This is a genomic window from Pantoea sp. T14 (assembly GCF_036663535.1).
GTDB classification, from domain to species: Bacteria; Pseudomonadota; Gammaproteobacteria; order Enterobacterales; family Enterobacteriaceae; genus Pantoea; species Pantoea phytostimulans.
The window spans coordinates 254,424-271,753 of record NZ_JAWUEB010000022.1 but is presented as its reverse complement, the minus strand read 5'-3'; the positions used below and the strand labels follow the sequence as shown (position 1 = coordinate 271,753).

The window sequence follows — 17,330 nt, the reverse complement described above, 5'->3', positions numbered from 1 at the left end:
GCTCCGTAATGTTCAGAAATCGCTCCGGCTGACAGTTCCGGAGCAGCCCACTGGCCAGGTATCAGGTAACAGGATTTTTATCTGGTATCCGTTTATCAGTTCAGGAACTGCAGGTTAAGGCCGGCGAAAATCTGCCAGCGCGGCTGTCCCGGCCCGTCGTCAGCGACGGATGCCTGCGGCTCAATGAAGAAGTTATATACCGTTTTGCCCTGCCTGATGACCTGGCCCACGCCCAGCCCCAGCGGAACGCCGTAACTGTCATTCTGGAAGTTGTAATTCCAGATAGGCGCAGCGCGCAGGTAAGTCCCGCCGCCCAGCTGATAAAAAACGAACGGCTGAAAAGCGCCCACGTTTACGTCACTGCGGTCACCTTCACCGGCAAAGCTGTGCTGCCAGGACGCCAGATAGCCGTACTGAATTTTGGGCGAACTGGCGTTGAACAGGACGTTAACCAGCCCGGCGGACCATTTTTCGCTACCGAGAGCACTCTCCGTCGCGGTGGGCGCGGTAATTTGCGGGCCAAAACCAAAACTTACTGCCGGGTTGCCGGTATCAATCAGATAAGCGGTAAAAAGGTTCAGGTCGCCCAGCCCGGTCTGGTGCCCCCCGGTGGGCGGAGAAGGATAGGTGTTCACGGGCAGGGAGGCGCGCAGCAGCCACTTGCTTTCGCCCAGCGAAAAGGGCTGCGCATAGCGGAACCAGAACTGGTTCGCGTCTTTGTTACTTTCGCTGACGTCACCGATGTAATAGTTCTGCATGTTAAATGCAGTCATGTTCGCCAGCGGGTTGTTGGCCTGTGCCGCGTCTGCCGGCGGGTCTGCCGCAAAAGCATTGCCGGCAAGGGTGGAAAAAAGCAGACAGGCGGCGGTGTTCTTGGCAGTCTTCATCGGCTGTTCCCCGAAAAACGTAGTCCCGGAAATAACAAAGCCGGTAGCGAAACGCTACCGGCTGCGGGTTTACGGCGTCACCATGTTGAACCAGAAGTCGAACTTATCCATGTAGCCCAGCAGTTCATTCACCTTACCGGCATCACCGGTAATTTTTACCTCGCCTTTATCCTGCGCCTGCTTCAGCGTTTCCTCTTTCAGAATGACCTTGTTAAGAGTTTCACGTGACAGGGTAAGAGTGGCGTCGGCGTTCTGCGCTTCCGAGTTTGCGGTGTGATTAAGCACGCCATTTTCCAGTTCCAGTTTGTACTTACCGCCGTCACCGCCAAAATCAACGTTCAGCACGGCTTTCGCATTCGCGGCCTTCTCGCCGTTAATGTGCAGCGCCAGGTAGTCAAAGAACATTTCCGGCGTCATGGCGCGAACAGTATCCGGACTCGCGGTGTTTGGCGTCGGCAGCTGTTTCACGCCGTTACGCAGCTCCTGCGCACCGGTCAGATAGAAGTTACGCCACGGGCCGGACTCGGCCTGATACCCCATCTGCTCCAGCGCATCCGCCTCCAGACTGCGTGCGGCCTTGTTGTCCGGGTCGGCAAACACAACCTTACTGACAACCTGCGCCACCCAACGGTAATTTCCTTTGTCATAATCGGCTTTCGCCTTCTGCAGGATGCTGTCAGCGCCACCCATGTACTCCACGTATTTCTTCGCGGCATCTTCAGGCGGAAGCTCATCAAGCGTCGCCGGATTGCCGTCAAACCATCCGAGGTACAGCACGTAGGTCGCCTTCACGTCATGACTGACCGAGCCGTAGTAGCCGCGGTTCGCCCACATAGTGGCAAGGGACGGCGGCAGCTTAAACTGTGCGGCAATCTCATCGCGGGTCAGACCCTCGTTGGCCATGCGCAGCGTCTGGTCATTAATGTAGCGATACAGGTCGCGCTGGCTCTTCATCAGTTTGTTAACATTGTCATTTCCCCAGGTCGGCCAGTGATGCTGAGCCATCAGCACCTCAGCCTTGTCACCCCAAAGGTTGATGGCGTCATTGATGTACTTAGACCAGGGGAGCGGTTCGCGAATTTTGGCACCGCGCAAGGAATAGGTGTTATGCAGCGTGTGGGTCACGTCTTCTGCCGTCTGAATGACCTTTTTCTCTTCGATAAACCACAGCATCTCTGCCGGCGCTTCGGAGCCAGGCGCCATCATGAAGTCATAAGTTAAACCGTCTATAACGTGCTTTTCACCCGTTTTCGTCACGTAATCAGTTGGCGCAATCAGCGTGACCGTGCCCGCTGAGGTGGTGGTGCCCAGTCCGGCACCGACCTGGCCTTTCGGGTCTGCCCTGAGCAGATTGCCGTACATATAGCTGGCGCGCCGGCTCATGACGTTACCCGCCATGATGTTTTCTGAAACAGCGGATTCCATAAAGCCCGCCGGCGCATAGATTTTTACCTTGCCGGCTTTGACATCTGCCTCATCCACTACGCCGCGAACACCGCCGTAGTGGTCAACGTGACTGTGGGTATAGATAACCGCCACGACAGGTTTTTTGCCGCGATTTTTAAAATAAAGATCCATGCCGACCTTCGCCGTCTCGGCGGAAACCAGCGGATCGACAACGGTGATGCCTTCCTTGCCCTCAATGATAGTCATGTTGGACAGATCAAGATTGCGGACTTGATAGATACCGTCAGTGACTTCAAACAGGCCGCTGATATTGATCAGCTGTGACTGACGCCACAGGCTAGGGTTAACGGTGTCGGGCGCTTTTTCACCCTCTTTTATGAATGCGTACTGTTTAGGGTCCCAGATAACGTTACCCGATTCCCCTTTGATAACGGTATCGGGTAAAGCCGCAATGAAACCTTTATGAGCATCCTCAAAGTCAGCTTTATTATCGAACGGCAGTTGCTGATAAAGCGCATCGTTGGCCTGTTTAGTCGCGGGCGCTGCGTCTTTTTGGCTGGCATCAGCGTAAACGTGAAGCGAGGTCAGGAACCCGCAAAGGGCAAGGCAGTGGACAAGTGGCTTGAGTTTCATCATTCCCTCTTGGGCATCTGTGAATGAATTAATATATGAAGCAAAGAAACCTGCCAGGTCCTGCCCGGAACTCTGACAGGCCTGTATGGAAAAATGGATGAGTTGCTTACATTTCGATATAACTGTAGGAAAAATACTTACATTTACCAGTTTGAGTTATGTCAATTGCGAAGCAGCAGCACATTTTGAATGTGCTCTTAATTAAAAAAATCAAAGCTAAACGCTACGGTATAAAGAATGGTGTTGGTTAAAAAGCTTTATTAATAAGCAGTTGGGAGTAAATTTACAGGGCAATTAAGGCCAGCCATAACTACAGAATAAATCCCGTTAAAGTATCGGTTCAGGGATCAGGTCATCTACAACCTGAGAACATGTGACTGCGAATGAACTGAATATGCAGTGGAATAACATTGCAGATTTAAACGTTTGCCCATCGCAAAAACTGAAGAGGCAGTTATGCTTGCGATGCAAACCACTGATATGACTGTTAACAGTTCAGGAAACAAGCATTCAGGTTTCGGTTAATCAATATTATGGGCATATTTCCGGATGAACATAATTTTTCAAAAGTGTGTCATCCGGATAGCAAATGCATATTTTGTTTGTTACAGGACAAATTACACATAACAAAAAATTCAAATTTAATTTGATCTGAATCAAGAAAGTTACCGACTCTTCCTTCTGTTAATTAATCCAGCTTAAAGAAAAGTCATGCGTAATGTTTTATGTTAAGTGCATGAGGCACTGTATGTTTACACATGCATTAAGTTTAAAATCACTGACTCCATTTGCTTACAGTGTGAACTATCAGGTAACAAAAATCTTTCAAGGTTGTTAAAGAAAATAAAGCTGTTTTTTTAGTAATTTTTTACTTTTCAAATCTTACAGCCTGTTCATATTGATATAAATTACACCTCCCACTGACCGAGGAGGCAATATGGAATGGTTTTTACTGGAGACGCTTATCAGTCCCGAAACAAACACATCTTTTTCATTGATTAAGAATCATAACAAAGTGTGTCGTATTATCTGGCATGAGTACGATGAGGACCTGACTCCGGGGAAATATATTCTCTTGAGCAAGGGTAAGTTTATGTTTGAAGGCAGAGAAACAATTAAACTTATCAGGATGTTAAACATAAATTTTTATACGAAAACCGCCTGGGACTCTCTTAAAGCCTATACGGGATGCGAGAAGTTTTTGAAAAAAGGCCAATGTAGTTATGCGCACCGGTGTGCAATTAAGACTTGCCCAAGACAACTTCATCAAAATGGTATGCCTGAGCGCAGCGATAATAATCTGCATCTACATTAACGTTTGATAATTGAGTTGTAATTTTGCTCATGATTATCAGATGCAATATAACCCCTGCCAGTTTGGTTATAATTTACTGCGAATGATCAGGGGCTTTGTTTAGATGATACAGTTATTTGTATTATTTTTTTAGTCTATCCTTCCGGAATAACCGCGTCATGGTTTAACCGGACTGTTTGCCCCTTCTACTTTACCGAATGCCGCAGGGACGGAACGTGGGCTGGTTCTGCTTTTAAACGTAATGTGCCATTCCGGATAATTGACCTGCCACCCGTAAACCAACATAGCATGATGTTCGCAACGTCCATTTTTGGCACAAAGCGGACGGTCAAAGTCGGTAGCGTCTGAAGCCGTTTCTGTATTCAGGATTGTTGCTGTCCTGCTTTTACCCTGAGTATGGTTTGCCGGGTCGTATTAAATTCCCGCGCAATGGCGCTGGTACTTATCCCGCCTTTTAGACGTTCTGTAACTACACGTTTTTGTTCCTCGCTCAGGACAGGCGGACGACCAAAACGTTTACCTGAAGCTTTAGCCCGGGCAATACCTGCATGGGTGCGCTCAAGAAGTAAGTCTCGTTCGAACTCAGCGACAGCAGAAATAACCTGCATGGTCATTTTTCCAGCCGGACTGGTGAGATCTACACCGCCTAACGCCAGACAGTGAACGCGAATTTCTGATGTGGCGAGCAGTTCAACAGTTTTCCTGATATCCATAGCGTTACGTCCCAGGCGGTCCAGCTTTGTAACGATGAGGACGTCACCATTTTCCATTCGATCAAGCAGCCGCATAAATCCGGGGCGTTCTCCGGCGGCGACTGATCCGCTGATATATTCCTCGATTAAACGCTGCGGTCTGATGGCAAAACCTGCTGCCTCGATTTCTCTGCGCTGGTTTTCGGTGTTCTGCTCAAGTGTGGACACCCGGCAATAGGCAAAAACTCGTGACATAGTGTTACTTTCCGTACGAAATGGGTGTACTTATTATAAAGCATGTACGAAACAAAATTCACTTACTTTCGGACAGCAGTTGTGCAACGTGTCCGAAACCGACCATTTCAGTACGGGGCCATTTTTTTACGCGATACAGTGGACAGTTGCCTATATAAAAACAGGCTTAGTGAAGGATGTTTTTCGTTTTCCAGACGGCACTTAACAAATACTTCGTAGGTCGTGAGCATGCAGGATTTTTAATCCGGGACGCGAGGGACCGGCCAACCGCAGGGCGGCAGGCCGTTAACAGCACATCAGTAAGGCGGGATTAAAGTTGTTCCCAGTCCGGCAGGTCTTTTGCTTTCCGGCGTGAACGGAAAACGGCTGCCATGCAGAGCCCAAATAACAGACCGGCAACCAGCGCTGTTATCACGCTGGCCAGTGGGCTGTACCCCCGGGGACGCCAGGTGACAAACCACATGCAGCATCCCCAGAACACGGCATAATAAACACCGAGAAAGCACACATTGCTGGCAAAGCTGGAGAAGAGTGCGGGGGTTTTCTTTATACCCATCCACCACAGCAGCCGGTAGGTGGCCGGGATACGCTGGCTTTTACGCAGGCCTTTCTCAGACATCAGCGCAAAGGCCTTTTCTGTTTTTCGCTTAAATTCTGCATCTTTCACTCAGTAAACCTCCTTTTAAACCGTACAGCACACGTCATCACCATACGCATCAGTAGCAGAATCGCAACCCTTTGTTCAGTCAGGTTTTCCGGTAACCAGCACGTTTATCAGGCCTGCATCCGAATACGCATAGCGCAGCAACTGAAGGCCGCAAAAGAACACCGCCGTGTTCAGAAAGGGCAGCAGCCACAGGCTCATGTTGTGCATCGCCATGCCGGCCAGCGGCGGCATGATAAGGGCGCTTACGCCCGTCGCCATGAATACGGCGGTGAGGTTGCGTCCGCGCACGAAGCGTCCTTTTTCACGCTTCATCAGCTGTGAGTGCAGCAGCAGGGTCACCGGCATCATGTCCGGGCGGGTCTTCACTTCCCGGATGCGCGCCGTTTCGGCGTCTGTCAGATTGTGCGTGTCGGAGAAATCCTGAATAAACGCGTTCACTACGCTCTGGACGACTTCACTGCAGCGGGGTTCACCGCCCCCCTTGCTCCAGCGGCGAAGCAGCGCGCCTTTTGTCCTGAATTCAGGCAGCCAGGCCATCAGCATCATCAGGGAAACGGCCACAGTGGCCGCAATCAGCAATAATGTCATAGGGGCTACTCTAGGGTTTTTTGAGGTTTATGGCCAAACTCCGGCTCAGGTTCACTACGTTCGTGGCGCATCACGTTCACTTCATCATTCATCATCACGGCCCGGTCTTCCCGCTCTGGCGACAGGTCATAGTCACGGTAATCAAACGCCTCAACTTCACGCATTTCTTCCAGCGCCGCCTCAAGCGAGGCCTCGCGTTCACCGTCCCTGTCGTCCGGCGTGCTCCGTGCTTCTTCGTGCTCAACAGGCTCCGGCTCTTTCTCCTCCTGTCCCAGCGCAGCCTTAACGGCTTTCTCCAGCGCCTCGGCTTCACGACGGTCCAGCTCTTCCCCACCGGATGCCGCTGCGGTTGCAGACGTCGCAGCGCGGCTGCTTTCCGGGCGTTCACTATGGTCAGCAGCGAGCACGACAGGGCTTTCCGGGTTGTCCTTCATCAGCTGCAGCGCCTCCGCGACATCCGCGGCTTCCAGCACCTTTCCGTGCTTTTCCCCTCGCTGCAGAACGATGCGCTCACCGTCCGCTGCCCCTTCATAGTGGGCGGCTGAAAAGTCTACCTCTCCGCTGGAGGGTGACACCGGAACGTGCCAGTTCCCGCGCTGCCGGCCGTGCTCGTTGATAACCGGCCACAGCATTTCCGGCGTTTTTCGGCCAGACGGGATTGCAGCGCCTCATAACTGTAAAGACCTTTGCGCGGGTCAAAGAGGAATTCGGGCGTACCGCCTAGGATAAACCCAAGATTTTCAGCAGAGCCCTGCAGACAGTCATTCAGGATACGCAGGATTTGCTCATAATTTGCCGTTCTCGCCTGCGTGTTGTTCAGCTTGTAGAGGTTCACCATCTCATCCAGACTGACCAGAAGTCCGGCATAGCCCGCCTGACGGACAAAGAGGCTCATCAGCTTAAGCGCATCATTGAATGAGGCGTCTGAAATAATCGTGCGGACGTCCAGATCGTTTCGGGCATCTGTTTTCGTCGTGTATTCACCCCGCAGCCAGCGAATGGCATTGGATTTCAGCACCTCATTATCCTGTTCATGCCCGCGCCAGAAAGCTTCAATAACTTTTGCAAAATCATATCCACCAACCATCTCGGTCAAAGCTTCCAGGCGTTTGTGGATCACCGCAGAAACGGCAGAGCCGTCAGCATCTGCCTCTTTTCTCGCCTCCGTTACGAAGCGCTCCACGACGCTCAGAAGCGCATTACCATCCGGCTTATTCCGGGTGGACATATTTTTCATCAGCTCAGAGTAAAGATTACGCGCCTGTCCTCCCGATGAATGGATACGTCTGTCAGGGGAGAGGTCGGCGCTGACTGTGACCAGTTTTTTCTCCAGTGCTATGGAGCGCACAACACTCAGAAAAAAGGTCTTTCCCGAACCATATTCGCCGATGATTAATCTGAAACTCGCGCCACCGTCGGCTACCCTCTCAATATCCTGATGGAGCGCCGTTATTTCATTCATGCGTCCAACCTGGATATGCTGGATGCCGATTCTTGGCGTCACACCTGACTTCAGTGACTGAATAATGGCATCACGCTCTTTGGCTCTTATACGTGCTCCTGACATTTAGGCTTCCTCTAATTCTTCGGCGATTTCCTGGTCTACCCATATATCATCTTCTGCATCGTCCAGCACTGGCGCATCGACCATTGCAAACGACCAGTCATTAATAACTTCAAGCGCTCCGCCCAGCATCAGCCCAAACTGTCCACACAGTTCGGTGGCTTCCTTGCGGGGCCACTGTTCTTTTTTTCTGAGCTTTTTGTAAAGCTGACTGTGTGCGTGGTCCAGGCTGTCCGTCTGTGGCTGTTGATCGGTTGCGCCCTCGTGCAGCTCTGTTTCGTCTTCTGTAAAAATCGTGCTGAGCAATTTGCGCACGTCATCCGTAGCCGATTCATGCCGGGCCAGCACATTGGCATCAAGTGTAAACTCCTGCGGAGCCGCAGTTTTATGTACGAAGGCCTGTGTCTGGGGTTGGCCGGTCGCAGAATGCTGATGGATAATGCCGGAGAGCGTGGAGGGGTTGAGCCCCAGACCTGAATAAATTTTTTCCAGCTGTCTGATTTCGGCAGCCTCGATGCGGCCATCCGAGCAGGCTACGCTCACGATAAATTGGCCGACGGCTGCCTTTTCAGCAGAATTCAGTAACGCCAGCCTGTTTTTCATTCCCGTCATGTTGGTCGGCGTGTGAAGCTGCCAGGTAAGATATGCATGCAGGGAGCGCTTTTCATCTTCGTTAAAAAGTGCATTGTGATCGATAGCGTTTTCCTGCATCCACCGCCTTTGCAAGTGAGAGCTTAAACATCATGCCATTGCTCAATCCAGCCTGGGTGCCAGAAGCGGCGGAGAGTTTAATCTCTGGTCGCAAGATGGTCATAGCTTCAAGGAGCTGATATGAGTAGTGGCGGAATGAGCGGTTATCAAAAAATACCGATCTTAACCGTTCAACCTCTGAAAACAGCGAGCGGAACTCAGCGTCAGAGATATTTTCATCTCTGCTGTCCACAAGGGCCCTCCTCTCCAGGCCATAGAGGTATATAAAAACATAACCGACAGGACATGACGCATCACATCGGTCACTTGCCAGCCAGCTGAGATATGCGCCGCGAGACTCAGGGGAAAGGGAACTATATTCAGGCCAGTAACCCAGTGAACTGTCTTCGTAATGATAGGAAACTCGCTGAGTCTTAAGAGTGGCGTCTATCAGTGAGGCCTCACTGCCATCGTTATAATTTCCGCTGAGGCTTTGCCCCGGCGGCTTCATACGCTGTCCGAAATACAGGATAACTGTGCGGAGATAAAAACTGCGAACTTCCGATGTTCGCTCATAGCGGACTGTAAGCAAGCTGCAGAGTTTAACTTGGCCGCTTTTGCCATCAGACCCAGCCGGAATCCCCTGGCGCCGCTTCTGACGTTTGACGGAGCTTAATGACTCTGGCAGTTAGTGCAGTAAGGTTAATGACCCGACCCTATCGGGGAGTCAGAGGGAGCCATTCGGATGTTGATGCTTTTGACCACCACAGGAAGGAAACCGGAGGAGCAGCTGCCGCACAGCAGTAGTAAGTGAAGAAAGCAGACCGTGAGACAGCGCTTTGGAGAGAGGAAGCGCTGGCGAAATAACCGGTACGTCAGCCCCTGCTTTTCCGGGGAAAAGCCGTATCGCCGGGCGACCCTACTTACCGGTGCAGTTAGAGTGTGAAATCGACGTGCTCGCCACCGGGCATATTGACACCGATAGTTAGCTGGCCGCCGAGCGCTTCAACGTATCGTTTGAGCGTCGCGATTTTCAGATCCTCGCCGCGTCCTTCAATAGCCGCAACGGAAGGTTGTGCTATCCCCATAGCTTCTGCCTGCTGCTTCTGCGTTTTAGCCAGCGCCTCGCGAAGTTTATACAGCTGAGAATCAAGCCGCATTTCTGCGACTTTATCATTTACCTGAGTCAGTTCTTCGGGCGTCAAATCAGCCATCAGATCATCCAGCGTTTTCATTTTCCACTCCGTTTGAGTTGGTCCAGGTGTCGGTGATACTCGCTTTCAGCCGTTTTAATCATAGTTTTGTAGAAACGCTTTTCGTCAGCGCCTTCTTTGTTACCCGCGCATAGGATGATGGCTTTGCGCAGCGGGTCGAAAACAAAGAATCCTCTTACAGGTCGGCCATTGCTTTGAACTCTGAGTTCTTTCATGTTTGGGGTCTTTGAGCCGTACAGCGTATCGACATGCGGCCGTCCGAGATGAGGGCCTTCCTGCTTCAGAAGATTCAGTGCGGCAATCACATCCAGCTGCATTGCTTTGTCCTGCTCTTTCAGCCATTCAGCGAACAAATCCGTGGTTTCAATAATCCACACAGGCTCACCTTTATAAATTACAATCTATATAGCATATATATTACAGTCTATATTTTCAACGCTATTCGCTATCAGTTTGGCAGGTAATGCCTGACTTTATCGCTGTAGGGATCTGTTACTGTTCTGAACAGATCAGAGCCGCCTTACTACCCAGTCCAGCTGGCGTGAAAACCTCATGCGTCATTGCCGGCCTTGCCCTCAGCAGCCGAATCTTTTTGTGGCCACTGAACGCGCATTCGAACCGTCTATTTTTAGGGAGCTTCCGACAAACTGATTATATCCATGTGAGGTTAACGTCTGCTCTTCGCTCTCGTTAACTGGCCACCGAGCGCTTCAACATATCGTTTAAGTGTTGCAGCCATTACTCTCTTTCAATTGAAGTTTTAACAACATGGTTAACTTTATTTCTGTGCTGCAAATGCGCTGCTTCACGCCATTCTTTCCATTGTGCTCTGAGCAATTTTCTACCTGAACCTATCGGTTCATCCAGTAAAACAATCTTTACCAATCTGTCGGCACGAAAATGTCGGAAACCCCTTTTCTTTTCGCACCAGGCAATGAGAAGACAATGAGCCAGGTCATATCCAAGGACAATGGGCCAAACGATTCTGCTGGAGAATTCGCCATCGGCGGAACGGTACTCAAGTGGCAGTTTTTTACCGCAGCGTATTGCGGCTCTGAATAACCGCGTATCGGTTTTATAGCTGCCTGATTCTTCAGGTTTAATAGCGTCCGCCGATTGATTTAAAAATCCCAGTAATTTTTCAGGTAACACGGATGATATTTTCGACAAAACATCTTTTGCGTTGTTCCCGAGTGTGGCATCCGGCAGGTGTTGCACCAGTTCAACGCCAAGAAATACCGCCTCAAGTTCCTCGTCGCTGAATATCAAGGGTGGCATATCGTAATATGCGCTGAGCCTGTAACCAGTACCGGCCTCCCCCTCAACAGGAACACGTTGTCCTGCCAGGTCAGCAATATCCCGATAAATCGTTCGCTTAGATACCTCAAGTTCCTCCGCAAGCCTTGCTGCGGTTACCGGAAAATTTGACCGTCTGAGTATCTGGATGATTTGGAAAAGTCGATCTGCACGTCGCATTTTTTTGTACTTGTTGCCACCACGCTGTCCGCAGGCTTGAACGATGATACTCCAGCAAGCTGCGCTTCTCGCAGCAAAGAGGAAAGTACCATTAAGTTAGTATCAATGCGCCTTATTGTACAAGACATCAAAAAAGCTGTTGAATTTTATGAGCTGGTTATCAGGCTGAATGGCTTGCCCCTGTCTTTGCTGAAATCATCACCTCAGTACCAGTACCAGTACCAGTACTAGCCATAGGGAGCGTAGAAACGGTCGTTTTCTTCAAAGAAAATTGTGCACAGCCGGCTTCCAATCAGTCAGCTATTCTCGAATTTATGGTGGATGATATTGATAAGGAATTTTTCAGATTAAAAGAATTTGGCAATGAGTTTTTCCATGAACCGAAAAATATGCCTTGGGGAAACAGGACAATGCAGATCCGCGATCCTGAAGGTACATTGATTTCATTTTTCACACCGGTAACTGATACGGCAATTAATCGCTTTAAACGGTAACGGGCATGTCCAAAAAGTTAAATGACGGGATGATAATACTTTTCATTTTTGTCACTTTGACCTGCGATCATTTGGAATGAAATCCAAATGTATCAGCAATGGCTTTATTATTACCGAAAAGCTATTGCTGTATAAAATAGCGACATCTCCGCTATTCGCTCTTATAAGCCGGACATCATCACATCTCCTTAATAACTGGAGATTGCTTATGACTACAATGCTCCCTTATTATCGGCCAAAAACGCCCGCTACAGATATTTCCTGTCTGGGCAATTCGTATCCGGCTCGGGCTGAAAGAGAAAAAACGCAATATTCCTGTTTCTGGCAAAGACAATTTTGGGGTCTGATATCCGCTTTTCGCTCATAACAGACAAGGGGCATCCAGTTCCCGTGAGTATTGTGCCAGAAGCGGATGCGTGTGCTTTCAGCAAACGCAAACGGTAAGCCGATGCATTTCTCGGTTAAATAAAACGCCTGACTGGGGTTGTCACAGGCATCCCTGAGGCCAAAACAGCAGCCGGCTAATTTGCATGAGAGCCCATTTATTTTTTAGGCTTTAAATCTGGCAAAATACCGGACTACTTAATAATAACTAACCTAAACTCCTCATGTTCCCGCCATTACGGCGGGATTTTTTTTGGCGAATTGTCTTTCATGGCAGTGCTCCGCTGTTAGATCACCGGTTGTGTGGGTGCGGTATCTTTTGCTGCCAGTGGCTTCGATTATAATATTTATCTGTTTAAATCTAACTTCTCAGATAAAAACGCTACGCTCAATGATGTGATGACTCACATTTTCCCGGGAGGGGCTATGGCAGAACACCGTGGTGGGGCAGGAAACTTTGCGGAGAACCCGGAACGGGCCGCTGAGGCGGGCAGAAAAGGCGGGCAGGCCAGTGGGGGAAACTTTAAAAACAGCCCTGAGCGTGCCAGTGAGGCCGGACGAAAAGGCGGTCTGATCAGCCGGAAGGGGCGCCCGGCGGGGTCTGCTTCCTGAGCTGCATTTTTCATAAACCAGTAAAAAGCCCGCCTCCGGCGGGTTTTTTACTCATGAAAACTGTGCCCTCGCCTCATCCGAAACTGAGAACTACACTTAATTTGGTGTCAGAACGCTGACCATTTTACCTTTTTCCAACATCATTTGAGGCCAGCCGGCGCAGTCGGGCTGAGCACCTGGTAAAGCCGGGGCGCCGGAGGGGGCCATCAGCGTGTTAAAGCATTTGACCTTTGCTGACAGACACCCGGGGGACACAGCTGCAGCACAGCAGGAATACCAGCAGCAGAAAGCAAAGAAAGGAAACCGTGTGACTACGTCCCGGAGAGGGAAAGCGAAAGCAGTAGCTTCTGTCCCTTTCTGAACGGCGTAGGAAAACGCGGTAACCGGAAGAAAACTGCGTTGAGATTCTTGTCTCTTGCCTGAGGCCTGAAACCGTAGTTCATCCTCCCTTGCCAGTTTGCGTACATGCTGTGTGATTTTCTTTTTAGGTGGATGAGTCAGTTAATTACATTAATCTTTAGTTAAACAAAGCTATTTATTTCAGTTGGCCATGCAAGTGTATGAGTGAGAATTAAAAATCATCATTCAGACAGGCTTCGATATAAAGAGGATGAAATGTCTGATAGCCTCGCAGAAGCAAAACTGAGAATGACGCGGTTGCAGGTTGTCAAAAGCCAGGCCAAAGTACAGTGCTTTCTGTTTATTTATGAAGAAACGGTAAATAACGTGTTCCAGAATTGTTGGGTATAGCCAGCAATGGCTATGCTTTACCTTCGATATGCAGGGAAAATGTGATGTATCATTCCGATCCACAGATGCTGCTGCTGCTGTATTTCGTTCTGCCTGTATGGCTTATTGCCGGATTTGCCGACTGGCTTTGCCACAGGGCAACGGATATAGAAACGACTACCGGACTCAAAGAAACTTACATTCATATCTTAATGTTTTTAGAGATGGGCTTGCCTTTACTTTCAGCCCTCTTTCTGGACGTTAACGCGTTGGTTATTGCGTTCATGATTGTGTTGTTCTTTTGTCATGAGGCCACGGCCTTATGGGATGTCAGCTATGCAGTGACCGCAAGGCGAGTTTCCCCGGTTGAGCAACACGTTCACAGCTTCCTTGAAATGGTCCCCCTTATGGCCTTATTGCTGGTCATCTCACGGCACTGGCCGCAGTTTCTGGCGTTGTTTGGTTTCGGGGAAGAACCTGCCCGGTTTGAACTGAAACAGAGAGCAGACCCTTTGCCGACCGGTTATATTGTTGCCGTCCTTATGGGGATTTTTCTCCTGGAAGTGCTGCCTTATCTTGAGGAATATTGGCGTGGAAGAAAAGCCAGGAAAGGCTGATAAGGTGCAGGTTAAACAGGAGAGCAAAATACCTTTATGGGCGATTCAGGGTTTCCTCTTTTACAGACTGAATTTATTACGGCGATTTTATGTTGTTGCAGGCGCAATCCAGCAATGGCCATATGAATCTTACACCGGTGAAAAGCCGAAAAGATGCATCACGAGCCCCATCATTGCTACTGCAGCAATGACATGGGTGACGTTCCACTTATAGAGGAAAAGCGCCACGGCGGAAGTAACAGCAATAATAGCTGCCCTGACATCAATGCCGCCTTCTGCGCCTGCGGACCAGATGATATGCCAGATATAACATATCGCCAGGTTAAGAAATAACGCTCGTCCTGCGCCATGAGCCCGTTTTCGCCGTAGAGTTTTCCGGTGCTATGCGCCTACCAATGAATTCGGTTACGACTGCAAAAATAACAATCGGCGGGAACGATACGTTGACGGCAAAGACGGCGATAATTGCCGCCGCCGCGATGGCCCTGTGTGCATCATTTTTTAGTGCGGGGAGTCGATGCAGTGTGCAACCTGAAGCACAATGGCCGCCACAGCAGATTTGATACCGTAAATTATGCCGGACACTACGGCAGCATTTCCCCAGGCAACACAGATCCATGCAAGCGCAATGAGAAGCAGCAGCGAGGGCAGTATGAACAGCAGGTGTGCCAGCACAGCGCTTCACGTTTTACGCATCTGCCAGCCAATATAGGTTGTCAGTTGCTACGCCTGCGGGCCAGGCAACACCATACTGAAATTCAGCGCATGCAGAAAACGCCGTTCGACTATCCTGCGCCGGTTTTCGGCTTCTTCTGCCTCGGCTGAATGCCGCCCACACCGAGATAGTGCATCAGTTGCCCGAGGGCATTCAGTGCCTCCTGCTCAAGGCCGAAGCGGGTGACGAATACTTCAAACATCACCCGCATGTCTATGTGAATGAAAAGCACGCCGTCAAAATCATACTCAATGGCATCGGGAAGAGAGGCATTTGCATTTTCAAGCCAGAAAAACCAGGCTTCGTCATCAATGAATCGCTGGATAAGCCAGGCGCTTGCGTGTCTCTGCACTTCGCTGGAGAAAAAATCAGCCTGCTAAATTCGCGACGCAGTTTCCTGAGCGGCTTAAGCTGGATGGCTGCGGTATCGCTGGTCAGTCTGTTTATGCAGACCATCAGGTTTTGCAGAAACGCGCCGTACTGTTTTAGGCGGTCAAACAGCGGACGAAGCGCATCTTCTTCTGTAGAATCTGCGGCAAACTTGTAGGCTGAGCCACCTTCGTCGCGTATCTTCCTCCCTGTCTGAACGAAAGTCGCATACCCGCTTTAACGTGAGGAATCAGGCACAGGATGCTTAAAGGTGTTGCAGCAGGTAATGGCTGTCCGGGAAGCAATCAACAGGCTGATGAGTGAGTTGTTGGAAGACCCTATTAGGGGACACCTGATGGGTGAATCCGCCACGCCGAAAGACCGAGAAAACGTCCTTAAAGATAGCGTGGCGGTTATCCGCGCTTCTATGAAATAAGCAATGAGCCGGATTACCGCAGAAAGGGGAACAAATGCTCTGGATCATAATAAAATACGCCATTACCGCTGGTATGGTGGTTCTGATTTCTGAAGTGGCAAAACGCAGCGACAGGCTTGGAGGGATGCTGGCCGCCCTGCCTCTGGTTACGGTCCTGGTGCTGGTGTGGATGAAGCTTGAGGGGCAGACGCAGGAAAAGATTGCCAACCACGCCTGGTATACTTTCTGGTACGTAGTGCCGACGCTGCCGATGTTTCTCGCCTTTCCATTTTTGTATCAGCGTTTTGGTTTCTGGCTCACCCTGGCGATATGCTGCGTAATGACAATTCTGCTGTTTGCGGCCTGGGCCGTTATATTGCGTCGCTTTGGCATTGAGCTGATGTAAAGTTACTCGCCTCCTTTCCTGCCAGACCCTTCACACTTTCAGCAATGACTGCGTCAGCATTAATCTCGTAGTCTGGTGAGCTGATTTCATCATGCGTGCGACGCGCCATTACAGGAAGACATTTCAGGCTTACGTTTGAGGTGTAGACATTTCCAACTCAAGGGCAGTTGCTAACGTTAAATGGTGCTCTAACCAAAACCATTAATAGAATGATGTAACTAAATTGGCACAACTATCACTTACCGTATCGATAAAAAATTCATTATTCTGCAACCCACCAGCAGGGTTCCGCATTGATGGCAGGAAAACGTATTACAAGCAAACTATGCGCAAGCAGTACGCAATCCATTGTTGAGTAAACATCATCACTCAACCTGATAAAAGCATTAGCCCTGCTTTTACAGGATAAGGTCTGGTTGCTGGCGTAATGGTGTCAATGAGCCGTAGATCATGTGCAAAGCTCAGTAAGCAAGGCCGAAATCCTGCTTATTAATGGCGCAGGATTTCGGCCTGAATTTAGCCCAAAGTCTTTCAGACCTTGAGCATTTTCACTGTGGTATCCACGTCAATCTCATCTTCCGAGAAAATGAGTGTCGTTCCCTGAAAAGTGGTGATCGCCAGTTTTTTCAGTGAGCGCATTTCACCCGCTTTAGCGGATGTTTTCGGCCTGATACTGCCCATCAGTAAACCCACAGACAGTACCGGATTTTCTTTATCAATGCGGGTATCGGCTGGGACTTCTTCGCTGTAAACCAGGTAAGATTTGATTGATGTGAGCTTGATGCGCTCGCCAGCGATATAGATGTATTTGCTTTCCGGTGCGACTTTCACAGCATAAGCTGACAAGCCTTTGTTATTTGTGGTGGGTTCAAAAGTCACCGACGCATCTTTCTTAATCAACTCCGGGTTAGCGACCTTAATCACATGAAAATAACGGTTATCACCGTTTTCATCTTTGATAAATCCAAAACCTTTATCTTGAAACCAGGTTGTGATCGTTCCGTTCATCGCCATTACCGCCTACTTATTCGTTTATCTACTCAATTTTTTTCAGCGTGCAGTGTAAAACACAATGCGTGCTCAGACTATGTCTTCAGTTTAAGTCTGGACGATAAATTTCTGCTATGCGAGTAGACAGTCAGAAGAAGGCGTAAGCGACGCCAACTGAAACGCTGAAGAGGCGACAAGAGAGAAGTGAAGG

At 49.7% G+C, this 17,330-nt stretch carries 18 protein-coding genes and 3 pseudogenes; 7 read left to right on the top strand and 14 right to left on the bottom strand.

From position 1 onward, the window contains the following. Positions 1–95: 95 nt before the first annotated feature. Together SC127_RS10805 and SC127_RS10800 are read right to left on the bottom strand one after the other, a co-directional pair. The gene (locus tag SC127_RS10805) at positions 96–887 is read right to left on the bottom strand and encodes a hypothetical protein (protein WP_332626322.1); all 792 of its coding nucleotides are present in this window, start codon (positions 885–887) and stop codon (positions 96–98) included. Positions 888–956: 69 nt separating this feature from the next. Continuing rightward, complete coding sequence (locus SC127_RS10800; protein WP_332626432.1) at positions 957–2,927, bottom strand: alkyl/aryl-sulfatase; 1,971 nt, start codon at positions 2,925–2,927, stop codon at positions 957–959. A gap of 937 nt (positions 2,928–3,864) precedes the next feature. Between SC127_RS10800 and SC127_RS10795 the strand changes: the two genes are divergently transcribed. Continuing rightward, entirely contained in the window at positions 3,865–4,242 is a 378-nt protein-coding gene (locus tag SC127_RS10795; protein ID WP_332626320.1) for a hypothetical protein, read from the top strand. Positions 4,243–4,604: 362 nt separating this feature from the next. On the opposite strand, the gene SC127_RS10790 is transcribed toward SC127_RS10795, so the two are convergent. From SC127_RS10790 to SC127_RS10750, 9 genes and pseudogenes are all read right to left on the bottom strand, one after another. After that, the gene (locus SC127_RS10790) at positions 4,605–5,189 is read right to left on the bottom strand and encodes a recombinase family protein (protein WP_332626318.1); all 585 of its coding nucleotides are present in this window, start codon (positions 5,187–5,189) and stop codon (positions 4,605–4,607) included. 310 nt (positions 5,190–5,499) lie between these two features. Further along, entirely contained in the window at positions 5,500–5,856 is a 357-nt protein-coding gene (locus tag SC127_RS10785; protein ID WP_332626316.1) for a DUF6404 family protein, read from the bottom strand. A gap of 75 nt (positions 5,857–5,931) precedes the next feature. Further along, positions 5,932–6,444: a hypothetical protein gene (locus SC127_RS10780; RefSeq protein WP_332626314.1), complete on the bottom strand. Its 513-nt coding sequence runs from the start codon at positions 6,442–6,444 to the stop codon at positions 5,932–5,934. Between the two features lie 5 nt (positions 6,445–6,449). Continuing rightward, on the bottom strand, positions 6,450–7,076 hold the full coding sequence (locus tag SC127_RS10775) for a conjugative transfer relaxase/helicase TraI domain-containing protein (protein WP_332626312.1): 627 nt from the start codon (positions 7,074–7,076) through the stop codon (positions 6,450–6,452). Between the two features lie 5 nt (positions 7,077–7,081). Next, a pseudogene (locus tag SC127_RS10770) lies at positions 7,082–8,011 on the bottom strand (ATP-binding protein); the annotation flags it as partial. Then, positions 8,012–9,212 (bottom strand): annotated as a pseudogene (locus SC127_RS10765) (TerB N-terminal domain-containing protein); the annotation flags it as partial. Positions 9,213–9,633: 421 nt separating this feature from the next. Continuing rightward, positions 9,634–9,933: an XRE family transcriptional regulator gene (locus SC127_RS10760; RefSeq protein ID WP_071668522.1), complete on the bottom strand. Its 300-nt coding sequence runs from the start codon at positions 9,931–9,933 to the stop codon at positions 9,634–9,636. Continuing rightward, a complete protein-coding gene (locus tag SC127_RS10755; RefSeq protein WP_332626306.1) occupies positions 9,930–10,289 on the bottom strand; it encodes a type II toxin-antitoxin system RelE/ParE family toxin in 360 nt (119 codons plus the stop codon). The genes SC127_RS10760 and SC127_RS10755 overlap by 4 nt, the downstream gene beginning before the upstream one ends. A 361-nt stretch (positions 10,290–10,650) precedes the next feature. Next, complete coding sequence (locus tag SC127_RS10750) at positions 10,651–11,388, bottom strand: helix-turn-helix transcriptional regulator (RefSeq protein ID WP_332626304.1); 738 nt, start codon at positions 11,386–11,388, stop codon at positions 10,651–10,653. A gap of 194 nt (positions 11,389–11,582) precedes the next feature. On the opposite strand from SC127_RS10750, the gene SC127_RS10745 reads away from it, so the two are divergent. The 4 genes from SC127_RS10745 to SC127_RS10730 all read left to right on the top strand — a co-directional run bounded on the left by SC127_RS10745 (position 11,583) and on the right by SC127_RS10730 (position 14,438). Further along, entirely contained in the window at positions 11,583–11,882 is a 300-nt protein-coding gene (locus tag SC127_RS10745; RefSeq protein ID WP_332626430.1) for a VOC family protein, read from the top strand. An 810-nt stretch (positions 11,883–12,692) separates the two neighbouring features. Beyond that, positions 12,693–12,878: a general stress protein gene (locus SC127_RS10740; RefSeq protein WP_332626428.1), complete on the top strand. Its 186-nt coding sequence runs from the start codon at positions 12,693–12,695 to the stop codon at positions 12,876–12,878. A gap of 794 nt (positions 12,879–13,672) precedes the next feature. Further along, positions 13,673–14,224 (top strand): diguanylate cyclase, encoded by a 552-nt coding sequence (locus tag SC127_RS10735; protein WP_332626302.1) that lies wholly within the window; start codon positions 13,673–13,675, stop codon positions 14,222–14,224. Next, the gene (locus SC127_RS10730) at positions 14,199–14,438 is read left to right on the top strand and encodes a hypothetical protein (RefSeq protein WP_332626434.1); all 240 of its coding nucleotides are present in this window, start codon (positions 14,199–14,201) and stop codon (positions 14,436–14,438) included. The genes SC127_RS10735 and SC127_RS10730 overlap by 26 nt, the downstream gene beginning before the upstream one ends. Positions 14,439–14,725: 287 nt before the next feature. Here the strand turns inward: SC127_RS10730 and SC127_RS10725 are convergent, their stop codons facing one another. Together SC127_RS10725 and SC127_RS10720 are read right to left on the bottom strand one after the other, a co-directional pair. Next, entirely contained in the window at positions 14,726–14,899 is a 174-nt protein-coding gene (locus SC127_RS10725) for a hypothetical protein (protein WP_332626300.1), read from the bottom strand. Positions 14,900–15,009: 110 nt separating this feature from the next. Next, complete coding sequence (locus SC127_RS10720) at positions 15,010–15,291, bottom strand: chromate resistance protein ChrB domain-containing protein (protein ID WP_332626298.1); 282 nt, start codon at positions 15,289–15,291, stop codon at positions 15,010–15,012. A gap of 276 nt (positions 15,292–15,567) precedes the next feature. Between SC127_RS10720 and SC127_RS10715 the strand changes: the two are divergent. After that, positions 15,568–15,744: pseudogene (locus tag SC127_RS10715) on the top strand (metal-sensing transcriptional repressor); the annotation flags it as partial. A 34-nt stretch (positions 15,745–15,778) separates the two neighbouring features. Continuing rightward, positions 15,779–16,129: a DUF3147 family protein gene (locus SC127_RS10710; protein WP_332626295.1), complete on the top strand. Its 351-nt coding sequence runs from the start codon at positions 15,779–15,781 to the stop codon at positions 16,127–16,129. A gap of 531 nt (positions 16,130–16,660) precedes the next feature. Here the strand turns inward: SC127_RS10710 and SC127_RS10705 are convergent. Next, positions 16,661–17,143: a cold-shock protein gene (locus SC127_RS10705; protein ID WP_332626293.1), complete on the bottom strand. Its 483-nt coding sequence runs from the start codon at positions 17,141–17,143 to the stop codon at positions 16,661–16,663. Between the last annotated feature and the right edge of the window lie 187 nt (positions 17,144–17,330).

Coding starts and splice junctions, on each gene's coding strand:
- SC127_RS10805 (WP_332626322.1), bottom strand. CDS start 887: ATGAAGACTGCCAAGAACACCGCCGCCTGTCTGCTTTTTTCCACCCTT.
- SC127_RS10800 (WP_332626432.1), bottom strand. CDS start 2,927: ATGAAACTCAAGCCACTTGTCCACTGCCTTGCCCTTTGCGGGTTCCTG.
- SC127_RS10795 (WP_332626320.1), top strand. CDS start 3,865: ATGGAATGGTTTTTACTGGAGACGCTTATCAGTCCCGAAACAAACACA.
- SC127_RS10790 (WP_332626318.1), bottom strand. CDS start 5,189: ATGTCACGAGTTTTTGCCTATTGCCGGGTGTCCACACTTGAGCAGAAC.
- SC127_RS10780 (WP_332626314.1), bottom strand. CDS start 6,444: ATGACATTATTGCTGATTGCGGCCACTGTGGCCGTTTCCCTGATGATG.
- SC127_RS10775 (WP_332626312.1), bottom strand. CDS start 7,076: ATGCTGTGGCCGGTTATCAACGAGCACGGCCGGCAGCGCGGGAACTGG.
- SC127_RS10760 (WP_071668522.1), bottom strand. CDS start 9,933: ATGAAAACGCTGGATGATCTGATGGCTGATTTGACGCCCGAAGAACTG.
- SC127_RS10750 (WP_332626304.1), bottom strand. CDS start 11,388: ATGCGACGTGCAGATCGACTTTTCCAAATCATCCAGATACTCAGACGG.
- SC127_RS10740 (WP_332626428.1), top strand. CDS start 12,693: ATGGCAGAACACCGTGGTGGGGCAGGAAACTTTGCGGAGAACCCGGAA.
- SC127_RS10735 (WP_332626302.1), top strand. CDS start 13,673: ATGTATCATTCCGATCCACAGATGCTGCTGCTGCTGTATTTCGTTCTG.
- SC127_RS10710 (WP_332626295.1), top strand. CDS start 15,779: ATGCTCTGGATCATAATAAAATACGCCATTACCGCTGGTATGGTGGTT.
- SC127_RS10705 (WP_332626293.1), bottom strand. CDS start 17,143: ATGGCGATGAACGGAACGATCACAACCTGGTTTCAAGATAAAGGTTTT.